Genomic DNA, 18,053 nt, shown 5'->3' with positions numbered 1-18,053 from the left:
CATCGTGCTAAGAAAACGGTGGGCGAGTGTCACGGCACGCCGCTGAATTTTTCCAGGATGCCGAAAATTCCCTTCGGTCCTTCCTGATCCGACGGGGCGGCCTCATAACTGGCTGGGGGCTCGGGCGCGCGGGGTTCGTCGGTAAACTTGAGTCGCACCAGCCGGTTGATCATTTCGATGAACACTTCATCCGTCGCCGGGTTGGCCACCGCGACACAATGGTTCGACGATTGGGGCAGACCTTCTTCCGAGAACAATACTCGACCCGTCGCTTTTTCGAGCAGCAGCATGTCAACCAATTGCCGCGAGCCATTCGCATCCTGCCGAGTGTGGTTGCTGACGAACGTGACGATCGGCGAATCAACTGGTTGCGAAAGCATAAGCGATTCCTGACGCACTTCCGCGGGGCGGGACCACAGCGGCTTACCATCTTCGGCGGCAAACGCCATCAATTGACCGTTGAAGATCACAAAATCAAACGGATTGAATGGCATGTGCGTGCGGTCGGCGGTCGTGTGGAGATTCACCTCGGAGGCGATCAAATAATGATCGCTGCCGGCGAAGAGATGAATCTTGCCCAAACTTGGGATCGGGTCAGTCTTATACTCCACAAGCGTCTGGCCATCGACGGCATCGATCACATGGTAACTTCCCGTCGGCTCGACCACGGCGATGTACCGATTGCGTGCCACGTCGACGTGTGAACCCCGGGCAAACGTTTTCTCCCAATCCACCGTGCCGGTCATCGCATCGCGGCGTGAAAGAATGTGCTCACCCTTGTCCGAGCGAGTCCAAGCAATCACGTTAAGACCTTGTGTCGCGAGTTGTTCCTGCCACCGTGGCAGAATCATTTCGCCCAAACTGCGGCCGTCGAGCATGCTGTAGGCCTGCGCGGGTCCGGTGCTTTCTGGAACGGCGATCACCACTTCTTCGTCACCCAAAAGTTGGCAAGCATTGGGCGTGCCCAAACGCGACCAACGCAATTTGCCGGTCATCGAATCCACGCAGTGCAAACCGCGTTGATCTTGGAAAACGCAACTATCACGAGTCAGCGGAGCCAACACGCCCACAAAGCGATCGCTTTCTCGGAATCGGGGAGGACGATACGAACCCGGACGCTCACCACCGTAAACGCTTTGACCTTGAAAGCGGAAGCGGTCACCCGTCAGACGGACCGTGCTTTTTCGCCAGAGCACCGCGGTCGCGTCAGACTCTTTAGCGAGGGTGTTGATCGCGGTGATCTGTTGGCCAATCGAGCAGATCAACAGATTGCCGCGGGACACGCCGTAAATTCCTCGGGGGTCGAACAGCTGCTTTTCTTCTTCCCCGAGGACTTTGTGAAACACTTCGCGGCCGTAACTATCGCGAATCAAGAGCTCGCCAACTCGCATGCAGAAAAAGAGATTGGAACCGTCGAGAACTTCGTCCCCATGTTCCAAACGTATCTCCGCCAGTGGCACTTGCGCGCGGCGCGGTGCCGTGGGATTGGTTTGTGGTGCTTGGTCGACCTCGACTTTGCCGTAGGGCCACTGGAGTGTGTTAATCTCAGCCTGAGGCCGCCACGTAGCCAGACATTGCTGGCCCGTTTTGCCGTCCAAGCAAGGAACGTTGGCAAACTGACCAGCAAGCAATTCGTCAAACGACATGGCCGAGCGACTAAATCCTCGCTCATGCAGCATCCGCGAACAAAGGGCAACCGCTTCAGCTTGGTGCGGTCCTTCGTTTGATGTGTAGTCGAGGAGCAATTGCTGCGCGCCGAGCAATTGGTTCTGCTTGGCGAGTTCCAATGCGATCTTGGCATATTCGTCATCAACTGTTGCGTCGATCCCCGGCAGGCCCGCTAAGAACGAGGTCAATCCCGGATCGTGAGTCGGCATTTCTTCTTTCAAAGTTGCCAATTGTTCCAGAATTTTTTCGCGTGTTTGGCTGTCGGCTTCACGCCAGATTTCGGCGATCTGCGCCCGTAGCCAATTCGCGGCGCTGGCTTGATGATCGGGAGCAATCTCCAAAATCTCTTGATCTTCACCAGCCGTGCGAGCGATTTCCAAACAGACTTCAAAGGCCTCGACCGGCTTGTTGAGCTCCAACATGCCTTGCGCTTCGAGCCGTAACAATGTCAGCTTTTTGGAGGGCTGATCCGCGAGGATCTCACGCAATTCCGGCAAGCGGTTGTGATAGGCGGCAAAGTCTTGTTCGATCGCTTCGAGCAGACAATCGCCCAACACTTCGCGGGTGCGGGGATCATCGGCGGAAAGTTCGTAGGCCTTTTCCAACAACTCGATCGATTTGGCCAGCCGGCCTTCGTTGTAGGTCAACTCGCCCAGCGTTCGCAAAGCCTCGAAATCGTCAGGATTCTTGGCAAGTCGCATTTCAGTGTCTTCGCGGAGCACGTCGATTTGATCGAAGCAATCAAGGAACTTGCCGTTCTGCGACAGAATGGCCCCTTCGTGGGAAATCAAATTCCCGAGCACGGTGCCAAAACGTGATTGCGTGCGTTCGACAATCTGGCCGCTGGTCATATCCAGGGCCACGACTTCCGCCGTATTGAGCGGCAAGAAATATTTGCCTTCGCTAAAGAACCCACGGCCACTCGGCATCGAACCCGTCGGCAAGGCGTGTGTTTCTTCTTTCCAAATCGGTTTACCCGTTTTGAGGTTCAGCGCGGTCAAACCTTGCTGCCCGACAATCAGCACAGAGTCGCCTTCCACACCCGCGACAAAAATGCCGTCGCCGCGACCGCGTTTCCATAGCACTTTTCCTGTCACCAAGTCGAGGCAATGTAGCCAGTTCGATTCCGGAGGAGCGAGCAACACCTTGCCGTCGGCAAGGATGGCGGAACTTTCGATCCACTGCGTCGGATGTTGTTCGACGACCCGGCCCCCTTCGCGGCGAAATTGATTGATCGAGTTGTTTGTCGTGTCGTATTGATAGGCCCACGCCAGCGCGAGCTTTTCTAAGTTAATGCCAATCACGACGCCCGCACCCGTAGGACACACGAGCATTCCCGAATCATAGGAAGGCATCGCTGCTTGCAAACGCCGCAACGGGTCGAGATAGATGCCGTTCTGCAAACCGGCAAGCTGTTGCAACCATTCAAGTTGGCCCGTATGTCGGTCGATGGCCGCTAGATGAATCGCGCTTTTGATTTCAGCGAGACAATAGAGCTTCTGATCAACAATGACGGGGGCACCCAAAAAATAAGCCCCCGCAAGTTCCCCTTCGCTCGCCGCGCCGTCGATTTCCCACACGAGCTTGCCTTGGCTCACCAGGTCATAAGCACACAAACGATTGGCGACGACTTGATCGCCATACTCACCACCACGGAACCCCATGCCGCCAAAAGGATCGGGATCGATAAACTCGGGCAGCTTCAAATCGCGGATCACGAACACCCGCTGGCCGTCGCTGCTCACGCTGTTGTAGAGATAATCGTCCCACAACCGCCGGGCAAAAGCCTGGACAAGCGGCGACGTGGCATCGAACTGGTTCATATCGGTTGCGGCATTGAGCAATTGCTCGAATTCGGTGATCCGTTGCGGCTGCGTCTGCCAAATCCGCTTGCCCGTGCGGAAATCAACGGCCACGACATTCTGGGCCGTGGTCGCGATGATCGTGTCTCCAATCGCCAGCGGAGTTCCCGCGGTGGGGAGAGCTTGCCTGCGCTGTTCGAGCGACGTCCACAATTCATTATGGACCGTTTCGTACTGGGGATGGCTCAATAGCCTTGCTTCCCAGCGCACCCGCATGTGGGGCAGGCCCCCCTCACTTTGACCGTTGCGGGCCGCATTGCCGCGGGGCATTAGCCATTGATCGATCAGAGCCGTATCGGTGCGACGGGGCAGACCCACGATCTTTTCAAACCAATTGAGAGGATTGTCAGCGGCGGATTTGAGTTGTTCTTTACGGCCGGCGATCTGCGCGGTGTCGTCATACTCGCTCGCCGAGGCCACGACCTCGCCCGCTTTTTTGGTTTCACCCAGTGCCAAGCGGCTTCGCGCGGCCAGCAGCGCGAGTTGCGGATTCAAACGCTCGGCGGCTGCGGCCGTGTTGAGCAGTTGATCGTACAACAGACTCGCCGACAAATGACGGCCCGCGTCGGCTTCGTGCTGGGCGACCATCATCGCCGCTTCGTAACCGGCGGGGGTGTAAAAATACTGCTGAGCCACTTGCCGCAGACCAACGACGTTGCCCGTCGCCACGGCATCGTTCAATTTCTTACGCGCCACGGGGCCAAATAGCGATTCGTACATCTCACGGCCTGCGGGGGGGAGATCGCGAATCATGTCGCTGGCGGTTTCTTTCAAACCAGCGTGTTCACCTGCTTCGCCCACGGCGATGAACGAATCCTGTTCGCCGGAGAGCACTTCATCCAAGAAACGAATCGCCTGAGAGAATTCCCCTTCGGCAATCCGATCTTTCGCGCGGTCGATGCCGCGGGCCATCGTGCGATCGGTCGGCAGATCCACCGTCGACATCGATTGATCGATCACAGCTCGACCACCTGGACCAACGATCACGCGCGGTTGTCCCCACGAAGCATTGATTGCCGTCAAAAAGAACAGTGCTATCGGCAGGAGAATCAACCGGCCCGGTGCGGGGATAAGTTGCTTGGTGTGCCGAGCGTTCATAGACGTTTCCTGACGAACGATGCTTTGTGACTCAATCCATTACGAGCAAGCGGCCACGCACGGCCAAAAGAATTCATCAAACAAATTCAAAGAGCCAAAACATAGCGTGGCGAAGGAATTCTAGCGGCGGGTCGTGCGATAGCTGCCTTATATGGACGTTATTTCGAGAAAAATCGTTCCAAATTGCCGCATTTCCCAGGCGGCGGGGCAGGCCAAAGCACGTAAATCTTTACCTTGTATAATCTTAGATCACCACTGCCAATCGGGCAATTGAATTCGTCGGGTCAGAAGATTCGCAGTAGCGAAAAAGCCGATAATCGTGCGGCAAATCATCACAAATCCGTCTCAAACCGCGACAAAATGGCCCCTCTGGGTCCTTTTTTGCCAAAAAACCCTATTTTTCTAGCCAAAACAGGCAAATATGCCTTGTATTTTCGTGCCAGCAGGCATTAAATCAGCTCGTCGAACAATTTGTAGGTGCTAGGGTTCAGAGCGTATTCCTAGCATCCCTAATCACCCAGAGCACTATGGAGGGTTTCCAAACATGGCTAAAGCCGCTGCACCAGTAAAAAAACCACCTACCAAAACCGAGATCTACGCCAGCATTGCCGAGACAACCGGTCTGGCTAAGAAGGACGTGAGCGCTGTCTTCGACGCACTCAACGATGAAATCACCAAAGCGTTGGGCAAGAAGGGTCCCGAGACCTTCACGATCCCCGGCCTGTGCAAGATCGTCGTTCAGAAGAAGCCCGCCACGCCAGCTCGCGAAGGCATCAACCCCTTCACCGGCGAAAAGACGATGTTCAAGGCCAAGCCAGCCCGCAACATCATCAAGATTCGTCCGCTGAAGAAGTTGAAGGACATGGTTTAAGTTTTTGCGACGAAGCGTGAGCTTCGGAACAGAGACCGATCAACCAGTCGAAGGCGAACATACAAGAGCCCGAGGAGCAATCTCCTCGGGCTTTTTTGTTGCGCCCTGAACATTGACATACTGCCTACACGCGGATCACTGTTTTGGCGGCGTTCAGTTAAGAAAGTGTTCGGCGCTACGGTACAACTCCGTAGGCTGAGCAGGAGCAATTTGTCGGAATGTTCACCAAGAGCTCGCTGATGGACACTGTGCCGAGCAGACTCGCTGAATTTTATGTCAACCATCGCCATACTTGGATCGACAGGAACAATTGGCAGCACGTTGGCCGAGCGGTTGGCGAGTGCTGGTCGACGACTGCTTCTCGTGGGCCGAGATCATGAAAAGCTCGCCCGCCAAGCAAAGGAACTCGGTCAGCCATTTGTAGTCGTCGATTTCACCTCGTCAGATTCTCTGGAAAAAGAGCTGAACTCGAAATCAGAACTCTGTGAGGGTTACGCGGGGTTGGTTAACTGCTGTGGGTCATTATTGCTAAAGCCGGCCCATGCGACCTCGGACGAAGAATTCAGACAGGTATTCGAGACCAATTTATTTACGGCTTTCGCGACCGTCCGCGTGGGAGGCAAACTCCTCCGCAAACAGGGGGGATCGATCGTCCTGTTCGCCTCGGCGGTCGCTGAAATTGGCATTTCTAATCACGAAGCCATTGCCGCTGCCAAAGCAGGCGTTGTCGGTCTGGCCCGCTCGGCCGCAGCCACCTATGCTCCCCACAATATCCGGGTCAACGTCATCAGCCCGGGATTGGTTCGATCCGAACTCACGCGCAGAATCTGGGAGAATTCCACTTCGGCCACGGCCTCGGCTGAGATGCACGCCTTGGGGAGGATTGGAGAGCCCGAACACGTGGCGTCACTCGCAACCTGGTTACTCGATCCACACAATGACTGGATCACGGGCCAAGTCATTGGAGTCGACGGAGGGTTGTCACGCGTGCAGCCGAAGCGCAGACTCTCCAGTTGAACCTTAGCAGGGCATTGGAATTGTTTGGACGATGTGCACTGCCAACTCAGACTCTTTGAACTCGAGGCGCGATGGAGAAGCATCCAACCAACCTGATCCTGCTCACCGGTGCGACGGGCTATATCGGCGGCAGACTATTGCCACTCTTAGAAAAAAATGGCTATCGGCTGCGCTGTCTCACACGCCGTCCCGAAGCCCTGGCGGGTCGCGTTGGCGAGTCGACGGAAGTCGTCGCGGGCGACGTGCTGGATCGAGACTCACTGGCAAAAGCCATGGTGGATGTTGACACCGCTTTTTATTTCGTCCACTCGATGGGCGCGGATCGTGATTTTGAAGAAGTCGACCGGACCGCCGCGGAGAACTTCGCCCAGGCCGCCACGGACGCGGGAGTTCGCCGCATTATCTATCTGGGAGGACTTGGCGACGCCAACCGAGAACTTTCCAAGCATCTCCGCAGTCGCCAAGAAACCGGCGACATCTTGCGGACGCATCATACGCAAGTCATCGAGTTCCGGGCGTCGATAGTCATTGGGTCGGGTAGCCTTTCATTCGAGATGATTCGCGCACTGGTTGAAAGGCTCCCCGTGATGATCTGTCCTCGCTGGGTGCAGGTGAAGGCCCAGCCGATCGCGGTCGAAGACTTGTTGAGTTATCTTCTGGAAGTGATCTCACTCCCGACAACGGCTTCGCAAATCTTTGAGATCGGGGGGCCCGATCAGGTCTCCTATGGGCAACTCATGAACGAATACGCTCGCCAGCGCGGGCTTACGCGTTGGATGATTCCAATTCCCTTCTTAACGCCCTATCTATCGAGCCTGTGGCTGGGGCTCGTCACACCTTTATATGCCCGCGTGGGGCGGAAACTTGTCGACAGCCTGCGCAATCCGACGCTTGTTTCAAACCGCTTGGCCGAAACCACATTCTCAGTCCGGCCACGCTCGGTCCCTGCGGCGATTGCCAGGGCCTTAGTGAATGAAGATCGCGAATTCGCCGAAACTTGCTGGTCCGACGCCTACTCGTCCGCGGGAGTGCCGCGTAGCTGGGGTGGCTTGCGTTTTGGTTCGCGACTCGTCGATTCCAGAACCGTCACGGTCGACGTTCCCCCTGAGCAGGCCTTCACGCCGATTCGCCGCATTGGTGGCCGCACCGGTTGGTACTACGGCAACTGGCTCTGGTCGCTGCGCGGTTTCCTCGACTTGCTTGTGGGTGGCGTCGGCGTGCGCCGTGGCCGCCGCGATTCCGAGCAGCTGCGCGTCGGCGATCCCGTCGATTTTTGGCGCGTGGAACATTACGAAGTGCCCCATCGATTGCGACTCAATGCCGAAATGAAGCTTCCCGGTCGGGCGTGGCTAGAGTTTGAAGTCACACCGACTGCCAAGGGGAGCACGATTCGTCAAACAGCGATCTTCGATCCCCTGGGGCTGTTCGGACTGATTTATTGGTACGGCATCTATCCCCTTCACCAACGCGTGTTTGCCGGCATGTTGCGGAACCTCGCACGGGCAGCAGAGCAGGTTGGCACAAAAAATGAATAGTGAAATATTGCCCGAAACTACGCTGCTTCACAGTCGTTTTTCTTAGTTTGCATCTACCGACGTTGTCTGAGCGAATCAATAGGTGCCCGCTAAACCTGGACACACGCAATTTATCGAAACTAAGCTCTCACATGAATATTAACTCCCTTGCCGCCCCGTTCTCATTTGTTGTTTGTCTCATCACCAACGTGATCGGAACCCAGGCCGCGCTGGCTGAAACTCCAGAGAAAGCCGATCTTCCTGCCGGCTATGTCGAGGAGGCCCCGCTTCCCGAAGGGTTTCCGCCGCCGAGCGAACCCGGCAAGGTTGTCGAAAAGACCTACCCGGTGGTGCGCTCCTACTCGGCAACCGGCGCGGATTCGTTCATGAAATGCTTCGTCTATCTCACGACGAATCAACATAAGATGACTGCCCCCGTCGTCATGGAATGCAGCCCCGAGCTCGACACGAGCCAGCCTGCCCCCGGCGATGGTGTCCCTGTCCCCTTCGACCGGATGCATTTCCTGCTCGAAAAGAACTCCCTCGACAAGCCACACGAGGCGGGGCCCGTGGAAGTGGCCGACATGCCCGCCATGCGGGTGCTGAGCATTGCCTATCAGGGTGATTCGAAACCGGAGTTGGTCAAGAAGGGCCAAGCCGCCATCGAAGCGCGACTCAAGGAATTGCCAGACGTGGAACGGGCCGGCGATTATCGCATTTTGGGCTACAACAGCCCGATGCTCGAACGCTCCAAAAATTTTTGGGAACTGCAACTGCCGATTCAAGAGAAGAATGCGGAAAAATAACGTGCAGCCCAAGAATTTTTTACTCAGAATAATCCCGGATTAGATTTCTTGTTTAGTGCGTTAGCCGTAAGGCGTCGCGAAGCAAAGCCGAGCGGTTTCGCAACCCCGCTAAACCACGGCGTCCCAGGGTCGACGACACCTCGGGTAGTCGTAAAGCACCCAACGGATAAACTGATATCTAAGGCTAATCTCCATTCTCGCCGCTAAACCGATGTCACAGGAATTGAATCGTGAAAAGCTCGAACTATGCCGCGGTTGTATCCCTTTTCTTTGGTTCGCTGTTTCTATCAGTTCCCTTATCAGCATCGCAATTGTGGTCGGTCGTAGCTGGAAATAGTGGGTCGGTCGATCTTTATCCGGTCGATCAATCGACCGGCGGTGTTGGGGCAGTTAGCAAAAGTGGTGACGGATTGATCCGCACGGCAGTGCGCGACCTCGCTGCCGAACCCATCTCGCAGGGCGGTCTCGTTTGGGCCGTGCGTTTTGGCGGTGGGGGCAACGAGTTGCTCTCAGTAAATCCTGCCAAACATCAACTCGTTTCAATGGTCAATATAAATCTCGTCAATACAGTCGAGACTCTGGCGATTGACCCAATCGATGGCGGCTTCTATGCAACCACGGCCAGCGCACTCTATCGTCTGAACCCAAATACCGGAGTTGCCACGTTGGTCGGCAACACAACCGTACAGGTAGAGAAAGGACTTGGTTTCGACGTACAAGGCAATTTGTACGGTGTGGGCAATGGTAACAATCTGGTCGCGATTGATAAATCCAACGGGGCGACCTCAGTTATCGACACTTTGGCGTTGTCACGCATGGAAGATATCGCGGTCAGACCGGAGGATGGTGCAATGTACGGCATCGGTTACGGGCCCGATTATAACCTCTATAAAATCGATCTTGCCGATGGTTCACTTACGACGGTTGGACCCTCATTAGGGCGTCCCTCCGGACTAGCCTTCGCTGCCGTTCCAGAACCGAACTCAATCGCAATGAGCGCAATTCTCGCAGTCACACTCGCAGCAACTAGCTCATTTTCTACCGCCCGAGGCAGGAAGCAATCATAATCGTACGTGTGCTGCACGGGTTGCAACAAATCGAAAATTTACGCCCCTCAATTCCCATCCCCACCTTTCGCCCGCCCCGCTTGCTCCCGCCCCAACCACGCCCCTAGCGCCATCCATGCCACGGTGAGGGGCAAAATTGCTATCACCGCGGCGCTGATCGAAAAACGCCCCAGCGCGTCGCAGACGTTCGAGGCGGCGACGTCGCTGCCGCGGAATACCACCGTGTCGATGAACGCCTTCGATTCATATTTTTCCGCGCGGCTGACCACTGTGAACAGCACTTGCTGCGCGGGGACCAGCAGGCCGTAGCCCACGATTTCCTGCACCACCTTGGCGACCATCAGCGGCCAGAGGGTCGCGTCGAAGCTGAGCCACGCGAACAGGCCGACGATCACCCCGCACGCTGCCGCCAACGTCGCGCCCACGCCGACCAGCCGCATCAGCGCCGCGGCCAGCACGGCTTGGAACGCGAGTGTGCCGGTTTGCGAATAAAAATTCATTGCCGAAAACAGTTCCGTCCGCTCGGCGACCGCCAGCTCCTGGGCGCGCAAGGCGTGCTGAAAGTTGTTGTAAACAAACGTCGCGGCGAACTTGCCGATGGCTGTGAATGCGCAGATCATCAGCAGATAGCGCGAAGCCAACACGGTGCGCAGCCCTTCGCGGAGCGAACCGCTCGTGGGTGCAGTCTCGCCGCTGCCGCGTTGCTCGGATCGCAAAGCCAACCACGCCAGCGCGATCGCGAGTTCGAGCGCTAGAATTGCGATGACCATCAACCCGGCCACGCCCAACGTTTGCGCGGCGACGTTGCCGACGAGCGACGCAATAATCGAGCCCGTCGTCCCCGCCGCGGCCATGGCGCCGAACCAGGTCTTCCCCTCCTCGGCGGAGAACAAATCCGCCATCACGCTCCAGAACACGGCCACGACGTACAGGTTGAAGACGCTCACCCACACGAAGAACGCATTTCGCAGCCACACCGTGTCCCCGTAACCGCGTTCTACAAGAAGCGCAAACAGAACCAGGCACGCCACGAAAAACTGATAGACGCCAAACACCAGCTGCCGCCGCGTGGTATGCGCCACGATCCGCCAATACAACGGCAGTGCAACACACACGGCCAGAAACGTCGCCAAATATAATGGCCCAAACAGCCGCGTCTCGGTCGCCAAGGCATCGCGAACCGGCTTTAGGACGTAATACGAAAACAGGACAAGAAAAAACCAAGCACAGGAAACGAAGAGACGGAAGCTCATAGGCCCCAATCATACTGCAATACTGGCCTACCGCACCACGCCGTTTGGCCAACGCCAGAGCTGCTGCTGATTCGCATTTAAGCTGGCGATCGCAGTTTCATATAGAGCGATTGCACGGCAGTCATACAGCAGCGGCCGTCGGCGGCAAGTGTTCGGCAATTCGCCGCCGGTGATTTCGACTTCGCCAGCAGGTCGCGGATGCGCAAGGGCGTCTCTTCTCGCGCGTCGGCGGCTACCTCGTCGTAGGTGAAGCCGAAGCAGGCGCAGATCGGAGCATCGGGATCCTTCGGATACATAGGAGATTTCAGCTCGCCGATGGCGACAGTCACTTCGAACTGGTTGAAGTACGCGACATCGCAGTACTGATAATTGCAGCACCAGGCGTAGTCGCCCAATTTTGCGCGGAATTCAGGCCGAATGTGCGTATCGAGCGGCCCAGCTTCCACCGCAATGCCCAGCGACCGGCAACGCGGACAATACGCCCGACCGTCATCTTCCTGCTCACGGACAAAGGCTTTGTTCATGGTTGAGAACTTATCGAAAGTGCAAGCCGTTCAAGAGAACCGTTAACGAACTTACTCCTAGCCGCGGGTTCTTGAAATTCACGGACCGTGTTCAATCATCGAAGAACCCCACGCTAGCGCGTTTGGGCTCAAGGAAGATTCTAGGCGACATCCTGCATCCTGTTCGCAAAATCGCGACCTGAAGTTGGAGGAGGCAACGGTTTGCCATCTTGATGATAGAGTTCGATAGTCTCTTCGACGATCTGACAGAGTTCGTCAAACACTTGCTGCTCATCGTCGCCGTGACAGCCGCCGAATAAAAGTCCTGGTGAACTTCCGACATAACATGCGTCTTCCTCAGACCATTCGACGATCTTGACGTAACGAGCGCTTTCTTTCATGACCGTGACTCCTCGATAGCACACGACAGGCACCAACTAGGCCAGATGTGACGGCGGTAAACTGTTCTTCGCTCTGTCAATAAGTAGTTCGACAACTGGTAATGGCAACTCCGGCTTGAAAATCGAAATCACCATTTCGTGTGTCGAATCTGAAAAAAACACTTCGGCGACCTCGTCGCCAGTGCTTACTTCAATTAATTCCAAGTACATCCCATTGCGCTGAACATCGCTGCCACGCATGGTTTGGTAACCTGATGAAAGCTCATTCATCACGTGATTCCGCCCACCCGCAAAAAATTGCTTTCCCACCCTCGAGCGAGCGGGATCGACCGCCAGTATACCGCCGCGACAAAAAAAACACCAAACCGGCCCCTAGCCGCGACCACACTTGGTGGCGGGTCTTCGGCAGCTTTAGTTACGCCACATGCTTCCCATACGCTCTCTCAACACGAGCAACTCGCAAATGGTAATCAGAATACCAGACTCGCTCGCCCGTCTCTTGGGCCACAGCGTGTTCGGCGTGGGCCTTCCAAGCCGCGATTGCCTCTTCACTCGACCAATACGAGACCGTGATGCCCAAGCCCCCGGCTGTGCGCGCGCTCTCCATGCCGAGAAAACCAGGCTGTTGTGACGCCAACTCCACCATGCGATCGGCCATCTGGCCGTAGCCTCGGTCGCCTTCAGTGCGAAGGGTAGTGAAAATGACCGCGTAGTAGGGCGGCTGGGGTGTCGTGGCGATTTCGTTGGGGGTGGGCATGTTCGACACGTGTGCAGCGCCTATCAAGGATTTACAAAGTTGTTCCTGGATAATTCTGCGAGCATTCTGTGTCTTTGAATAGCGGTTGTCAATTATGACAAGCAGAACCGGACGCTAGCGCATGGCGGCAGATTTGTCAGCCGCAGGTCGCTAGCCCCGGTTTTTGAAATCGGCTCGACGACTACCACACAAAATCGATGCCGCAGGTCGCTCCGTGGTAGAAGAGGCCGGCATCGTCAGAGACTGTGGTTAATAGACTCGGATTCTGTAAGCTGCGGCTGGCAGCGTCACTGGCGAGCGCCAAGTTTTCGATCCACAGAAGTTGATAACCACCTCGAACGGCGATGTGATTGGTGAGCCGGTAGCCGGTGGTGAGATTGATTTCACCTACGAAGGATGTGGTCGTGTCGCTGCCAAGAAAGCTACCGATCGGGTTAGCTCCTTGGAATTCCCTAATACCACCATCGACGTCGTTGCCGAAAATGCCCGCCTTACTTTCGATGTTCGCCATCAGACGGCGGCCCGGTTCAATAATGGCGAAATTCCCGCCCACCTGACCACCATAGAGGCGATTGTCGTAAGCGTAATTGCCCCGAGCCACGCCGGCGTTAATCGTGTAGTCCACTTCGTCTTGCAACTCAAGCCAGCGAAAGCCCGTCAACAATGTGAGTCGATCACCGACTTGCTTACGAACATTGATCTCGGCGTTGTCGAGTTTGGTCAGATAACGACCCGTGAACGAAACTCCGCCCGGACCAGTGAATCCCGCGCCGATGAAATTACCTGGAGTAATGAATGCGATGTCCGCTGAATGATCGACACCGAAGTAACGACCTTCCACGATATAGCCATTATCGAAGCGCCGGGCGAGTGCGACCTCGGGGCCACCCTCCCAATCGAAATCAAAATCTTGGGCTGATGAAAACGGAGTTAAAGCTGGGTTGGCGGCAATAATCGTTCCCGCAGACGGCGTTTCGCGATCCAAAATCACGGCGCCGATGGTGGCGTACCACTTAGGGCAGCAGTAATTTACGCCCAAGCCACAATCGACTGCGCCACAACAATCGTCGCAGACACTCTCTTCACAGCTACAGCAGGAGATGAGCGAACTTGCGTCCGTCGCGTAGGTCTCTCCAGCCAAGGGAACGGCGGAGTTGGAATCGTCGTCAAGGCTTAGTGTTGGTTCGTCCCACACCACGTCGGCCAATGCGACCTCTAGTGACGTTGCGGCTTCAGCCTCGCGGCCTGCTAGAAAGCCAAGAACTACCGCGCCGACAAGATACCATTTGCCAGACATACAATCACTCCGTTGATTGGAACGATCAATGAGCGCGAGTGCCTCATTGCATCAAGACTTCAAAGAAGGAATCGGCTACAGCTAGCAGTTTGGCGCGGTATTTACCCCACGCATGACTCCACCGAATTAATAGGAGTGCGCGGAATAGCCGTTAAGGTTTACCATTGGCGAGAGAAATCGCCCGGTCAGCGGCAGTATAGGCTAAGAAAAACACCAAACCGGCCCTAGCCGCAACCGCACTTGGTCGCGGGTCTTTGGTAGCAAACTGGCGCTGCTAAGGGTAGTACTCGAACGGAATGGCACGGCCCGACTTGAGGCATTTAAGAATCTCCTGCAGCATTTCACAATCGAAATCAAACGCATGCTCGCATGCTTGCGATTGACGTTCAATCGCCTGAGCAAGATCACCGGTTTCCGCTAGCGCTGCGGCAAGAATGCTCATGGTCCAACCCTCTTTCCACCCAGTAAGTTCACAGGCCATAGTGGCGTATTCGACAGCCAAGAAACTCTCGCGAACTGCCTCTTGAGGACACATAGCGAGCAACCAAGCAGTAAAGGCATACACCTCGGGATCAAGATGATCTGGATCTAATGAGATTGCGTATTTGAAGTGCTTTATTGCAGTCTCGAAATCACCAAACGATTGGCAGCGATGGGCAAACTGATAATGCACGATCGGGTCAGCGCTTGCTGCCACATCCGGGTCGAACATCTGAAGTTATCCTAGCAAAAAGGCTGACTTACTCCCACCCACGAGCGAGCGGGATCGACCGCCAGTATACCGCCGCGACAAGAAACACCAAACCGGCCCTAGCCGCGACCACACTTGTTCGCGGGGCAACGGTAGCAACTTGTTAGGTGCTTTGGGAATTGTCAGGTAAGGGACTTGCCTCGAATGCCTGAGGATTGTCGATTGGATTATGGCCGCCGCTACGTTGCCGGTGTCGGTCTACTTGTTTTCGCTGTTCATAGGGGAGAGCACGGTATCGTTGACCAATCGCAAATGCATGCCACTTGCGAAGCGTTTGTCCATCGTCAAGAGAATGGAGGTGTAACCATTTTGCTACAGAATACGGCCAGAGCACCGAGTATTCGAATGAGGCATAAGGTTCATACGGGCTCGTACACCACAGCGCCTCACACTCATCGCATCGCTGAAGCGAGAGCCAGTTGCCAATCTGAATTGTGACAAGTTGCGGTTGACGATGTGTCCCAAAGTGCACCCACAGAGAACATTCAGGAGCTTCGCAGTTGGCACATCGGGGTAGGGAAATAAAGCGTTTCCCGTTCGCCATTGAGATTAACTTCCCAAGCACCAAAGTGACTATCGGAAATGCCAGTAGCCCGCCCCACCAGGGGACACCGCCCGGTGGAGCTGCGAACGCCATTGAAAGGAAAAGTGCAGCAGCAACAGCAAATGGAAGTGTCGCTACAATTGCGACTCGTCCATCAGATCTCGATTGCGTCCATTCGGTGTAGAAACCGTAGCCAAACGCTATCACAGCGAATGCAAGCCAACAAATTTGGAGGCCGAGCCACATATCCGCGTAATGAATAAATTTAGTTGCCTGACATAGAGGGAGATCGACCGCCAATATACAGCCGCGACAAGAAATACACCAAACCGACCTTAGCCGCGACCACACTTGGTTGTGGGTTTTCGCATGGAACGCGTAACCGATTCCTGGAAGTTTCTGGGGTCGAAGTTGAGAAACTCGTTTTTTTTCCGCGAGAGTCTTCTTTGTGATAGAAATTGGCCACCCGCTGCGGTAGAGTGTACTGATGTATATTGTCACACAGCGGGTTGCCGTCGCGTGCAGGCTTTGCTCTTTGAAAACTTGGATAAACCGACCATCGGATATGACGTCGATTGGCCCTAGGTACGGTCGGACTTTCGGACTGTCCGATCAACTGCGCTACCTCTGCGTTGAGATTCCGTCCTCGGAATCCCAAGTGGCAGTTGCCCCCCTAAAAACTTTGACCACTTGGGGGAAATGTTGGCCGCTTGGCCAGAAACGTGGTCTATCCTTGGCCGCTTCGAGAGAATGTCGAGGATTTTAGACAAGCAGCGTGTCCGCTGCGATAAAAGAGCGGAAAAAACCAGCACCCCGCAGGTGGAATGGCCGAAAGCCAAAAAAGAAAAAGTGGTCAGGGCCGGGATCGAACCGGCGACACCTGGATTTTCAGTCCAGTGCTCTACCAACTGAGCTACCTAACCAACACCGCAACAAGTCGCGGGTAATTTGCCATCGTAGAAAGGACTCCCGGGAGTGTCAATCGGCTCGCGGGGGCCGTTCTCAGGCCAAAGCCTACCTTATTTTTGCCGGCAAAACTGATCTAACGATTGTACGGACCATGCGGGCTCAGCGAGGTTCGGGCTTTCGTTCCCGGCGTGCATAACCGATCACCAGCACGATCGTGGCGGCAATCAGTGGGAAGGGGGCGACCCGCATCAAGCCCGTGGCGAAGTCCCCCTGATCGGCGGCCTCGCCCACGATGACAGGTCCCACCGAGCCGCCGAAGTTGCCCACCATGTTGATAAAGCCGATGGCCGAGGCGGCGGCGGTCGATCCGAGAAACAGCGTGGGGATGGCCCAAAACGGCGGCACATGCGTGTACATGTTGCTCCCCACAAAGGCGATCAGGAACATCAGCCCCAGCAGCGGCTGGCCGGCACTTTGGCTCACCAGCAGCAGTCCCGTTCCGACAAAAAGCATGGGGATCGCGACGTGCCAGATACGCTCGTGTTTGAGGTCGGAATGCCAGGCGTTGAACTGCATGCCGAGGAAGCCAACGAAGTAAATGAGCGCGGTGATCCAGGCCGCAGCATTTTCGCTGGTGCCGACTTGGGCCTTCACGATGCTTGGCATGAATGTCGAGATGCTGTAAGCCACGGCATTCTGGCAAAAATAGACAAGCGTGAGCAGCAAGACGATGCCCACATGTTTGTGCCACGCGCCTTGCTCGCGAGCTGCACGAGTGGCGTGTTCATCGGATAGGGTTTTCAGCAGCCATTCGCGTTCGTCGTCTTTGAGCCATTGAGCTTTCTGCGGACGGTCGGGCAAACAGAACCACACGCCGACGCCCGCCAGCACCGGCGCGATCCCTTCGAGAATATAAATCCAACGCCACCCGGCGAGCCCGCCCCAGTTGATGTTGTCGCCGATCCACTGCGAAAGAGGTGTTCCGAGCACCATCGACAACGGCATCGCGGCCATGAAACTCGCCATGGCCTTGCCACGATGCTGGGCTTTGAACCAGATCGACAGGTACATGACGACCGTGGGAAAGAAGCCCCCTTCAAAAAAACCGAGCATGAACCGCAGAAAGTAAAACTGGCTTTCGGGGTTGGTGCCGAGTTCGTTCCAATGCCGCGCGATGCTCGCCAGCCAAGGCCAACTTGCCGGCGCGGGGAGTTGGGGTAACCAGCCGAACAAGGTTTCCATGATGGGCATTCCCATAAAGCCCATCAGCACGGCCACGAGTCCCCACATCACGAGAATCCGAAAGAAAACACGGCGGGCACCGCGGCGTTCGACGCTGAGCGTGCTGGGGATTTCGAGAATCCAATATCCCCAAAAGAAAACGCCGCTGCCGAAGCCGATGATCTCGTTATTGAAGCCGAGCCCTTGTTCTTCGACGGGCCGGTTCATGCCGAATTTCGCCACCGCGATATTCGAGCGGTCGATGTAGGCGAGAATGTACAGGCCAAAAAGAATCGGGAGCAGATGGAGCCAGACACGGCGGCGGGTTCGTTCTTCAACGGTCGTTGCCGCGGGTCGTCCCCACCACAGCCACCGTATGAAGCGATCGTCCCAGCGAGATTCTTCTGATTGAGAAGTTGCCATCACGTCCTCAAACCCATCCGGCAGCAGAAAAGAGATGGCTGGATCGTAGCAGCTTTGGGGGTGTGCGTGTAGGGATTGAATGTCTGGACTG

Annotated in this window: 14 protein-coding genes and 1 tRNA gene; 5 read left to right on the top strand and 10 right to left on the bottom strand. The window is 55.9% G+C overall.

Annotated features, from left to right (window positions below; translation table 11 throughout):
* Positions 1-29: 29 nt before the first annotated feature.
* Positions 30-4,628 (bottom strand): outer membrane protein assembly factor BamB family protein, encoded by a 4,599-nt coding sequence (locus SH678x_RS11085; RefSeq protein WP_496922976.1) that lies wholly within the window; start codon positions 4,626-4,628, stop codon positions 30-32.
* Between the two features lie 544 nt (positions 4,629-5,172).
* On the opposite strand from SH678x_RS11085, the gene SH678x_RS11080 reads away from it, so the two are divergent.
* The 5 genes from SH678x_RS11080 (at position 5,173) to SH678x_RS11060 (ending at position 9,903) form a co-directional block, all read left to right on the top strand.
* Positions 5,173-5,499: an HU family DNA-binding protein gene (locus SH678x_RS11080; RefSeq protein WP_496922975.1), complete on the top strand. Its 327-nt coding sequence runs from the start codon at positions 5,173-5,175 to the stop codon at positions 5,497-5,499.
* A gap of 273 nt (positions 5,500-5,772) precedes the next feature.
* On the top strand, positions 5,773-6,516 hold the full coding sequence (locus SH678x_RS11075; protein ID WP_496922974.1) for an SDR family NAD(P)-dependent oxidoreductase: 744 nt from the start codon (positions 5,773-5,775) through the stop codon (positions 6,514-6,516).
* A gap of 71 nt (positions 6,517-6,587) precedes the next feature.
* A complete protein-coding gene (locus SH678x_RS11070; protein WP_496922973.1) occupies positions 6,588-8,051 on the top strand; it encodes an SDR family oxidoreductase in 1,464 nt (487 codons plus the stop codon).
* A 131-nt stretch (positions 8,052-8,182) separates the two neighbouring features.
* Positions 8,183-8,836 (top strand): heme-binding protein, encoded by a 654-nt coding sequence (locus tag SH678x_RS11065; RefSeq protein WP_496922972.1) that lies wholly within the window; start codon positions 8,183-8,185, stop codon positions 8,834-8,836.
* A gap of 230 nt (positions 8,837-9,066) precedes the next feature.
* Positions 9,067-9,903 (top strand): SMP-30/gluconolactonase/LRE family protein, encoded by an 837-nt coding sequence (locus tag SH678x_RS11060; protein ID WP_496922971.1) that lies wholly within the window; start codon positions 9,067-9,069, stop codon positions 9,901-9,903.
* Between the two features lie 47 nt (positions 9,904-9,950).
* On the opposite strand, the gene SH678x_RS11055 is transcribed toward SH678x_RS11060, so the two are convergent.
* The 9 genes from SH678x_RS11055 to SH678x_RS11015 all read right to left on the bottom strand — a co-directional run bounded on the left by SH678x_RS11055 (position 9,951) and on the right by SH678x_RS11015 (position 17,962).
* Positions 9,951-11,156: an NTP/NDP exchange transporter gene (locus SH678x_RS11055; RefSeq protein WP_496922970.1), complete on the bottom strand. Its 1,206-nt coding sequence runs from the start codon at positions 11,154-11,156 to the stop codon at positions 9,951-9,953.
* Between the two features lie 77 nt (positions 11,157-11,233).
* Positions 11,234-11,680 carry a hypothetical protein gene (locus SH678x_RS11050; RefSeq protein WP_496922969.1) on the bottom strand — a complete coding sequence of 149 codons (447 nt, stop codon included), beginning with the start codon at positions 11,678-11,680 and terminating at the stop codon, positions 11,234-11,236.
* A gap of 140 nt (positions 11,681-11,820) precedes the next feature.
* Positions 11,821-12,060: a hypothetical protein gene (locus SH678x_RS11045; RefSeq protein ID WP_496922968.1), complete on the bottom strand. Its 240-nt coding sequence runs from the start codon at positions 12,058-12,060 to the stop codon at positions 11,821-11,823.
* Positions 12,061-12,096: 36 nt separating this feature from the next.
* A complete protein-coding gene (locus SH678x_RS11040; protein ID WP_496922967.1) occupies positions 12,097-12,330 on the bottom strand; it encodes a hypothetical protein in 234 nt (77 codons plus the stop codon).
* Positions 12,331-12,475: 145 nt separating this feature from the next.
* Entirely contained in the window at positions 12,476-12,817 is a 342-nt protein-coding gene (locus SH678x_RS11035) for an antibiotic biosynthesis monooxygenase family protein (RefSeq protein ID WP_496922966.1), read from the bottom strand.
* A 181-nt stretch (positions 12,818-12,998) separates the two neighbouring features.
* Positions 12,999-14,114: a hypothetical protein gene (locus SH678x_RS11030; protein ID WP_496922965.1), complete on the bottom strand. Its 1,116-nt coding sequence runs from the start codon at positions 14,112-14,114 to the stop codon at positions 12,999-13,001.
* Positions 14,115-14,388: 274 nt separating this feature from the next.
* Positions 14,389-14,826 (bottom strand): tetratricopeptide repeat protein, encoded by a 438-nt coding sequence (locus SH678x_RS11025; protein ID WP_496922964.1) that lies wholly within the window; start codon positions 14,824-14,826, stop codon positions 14,389-14,391.
* 1,433 nt (positions 14,827-16,259) lie between these two features.
* A tRNA-Phe gene (locus tag SH678x_RS11020) sits at positions 16,260-16,332 on the bottom strand.
* 145 nt (positions 16,333-16,477) lie between these two features.
* Positions 16,478-17,962: an MFS transporter gene (locus SH678x_RS11015; protein WP_496922963.1), complete on the bottom strand. Its 1,485-nt coding sequence runs from the start codon at positions 17,960-17,962 to the stop codon at positions 16,478-16,480.
* Positions 17,963-18,053: the final 91 nt, after the last annotated feature.

The sequence above is a fragment of the Bythopirellula superficialaquae genome (genome assembly GCF_059632245.1).
This window is presented reverse-complemented; position numbering and strand designations above follow the sequence as displayed.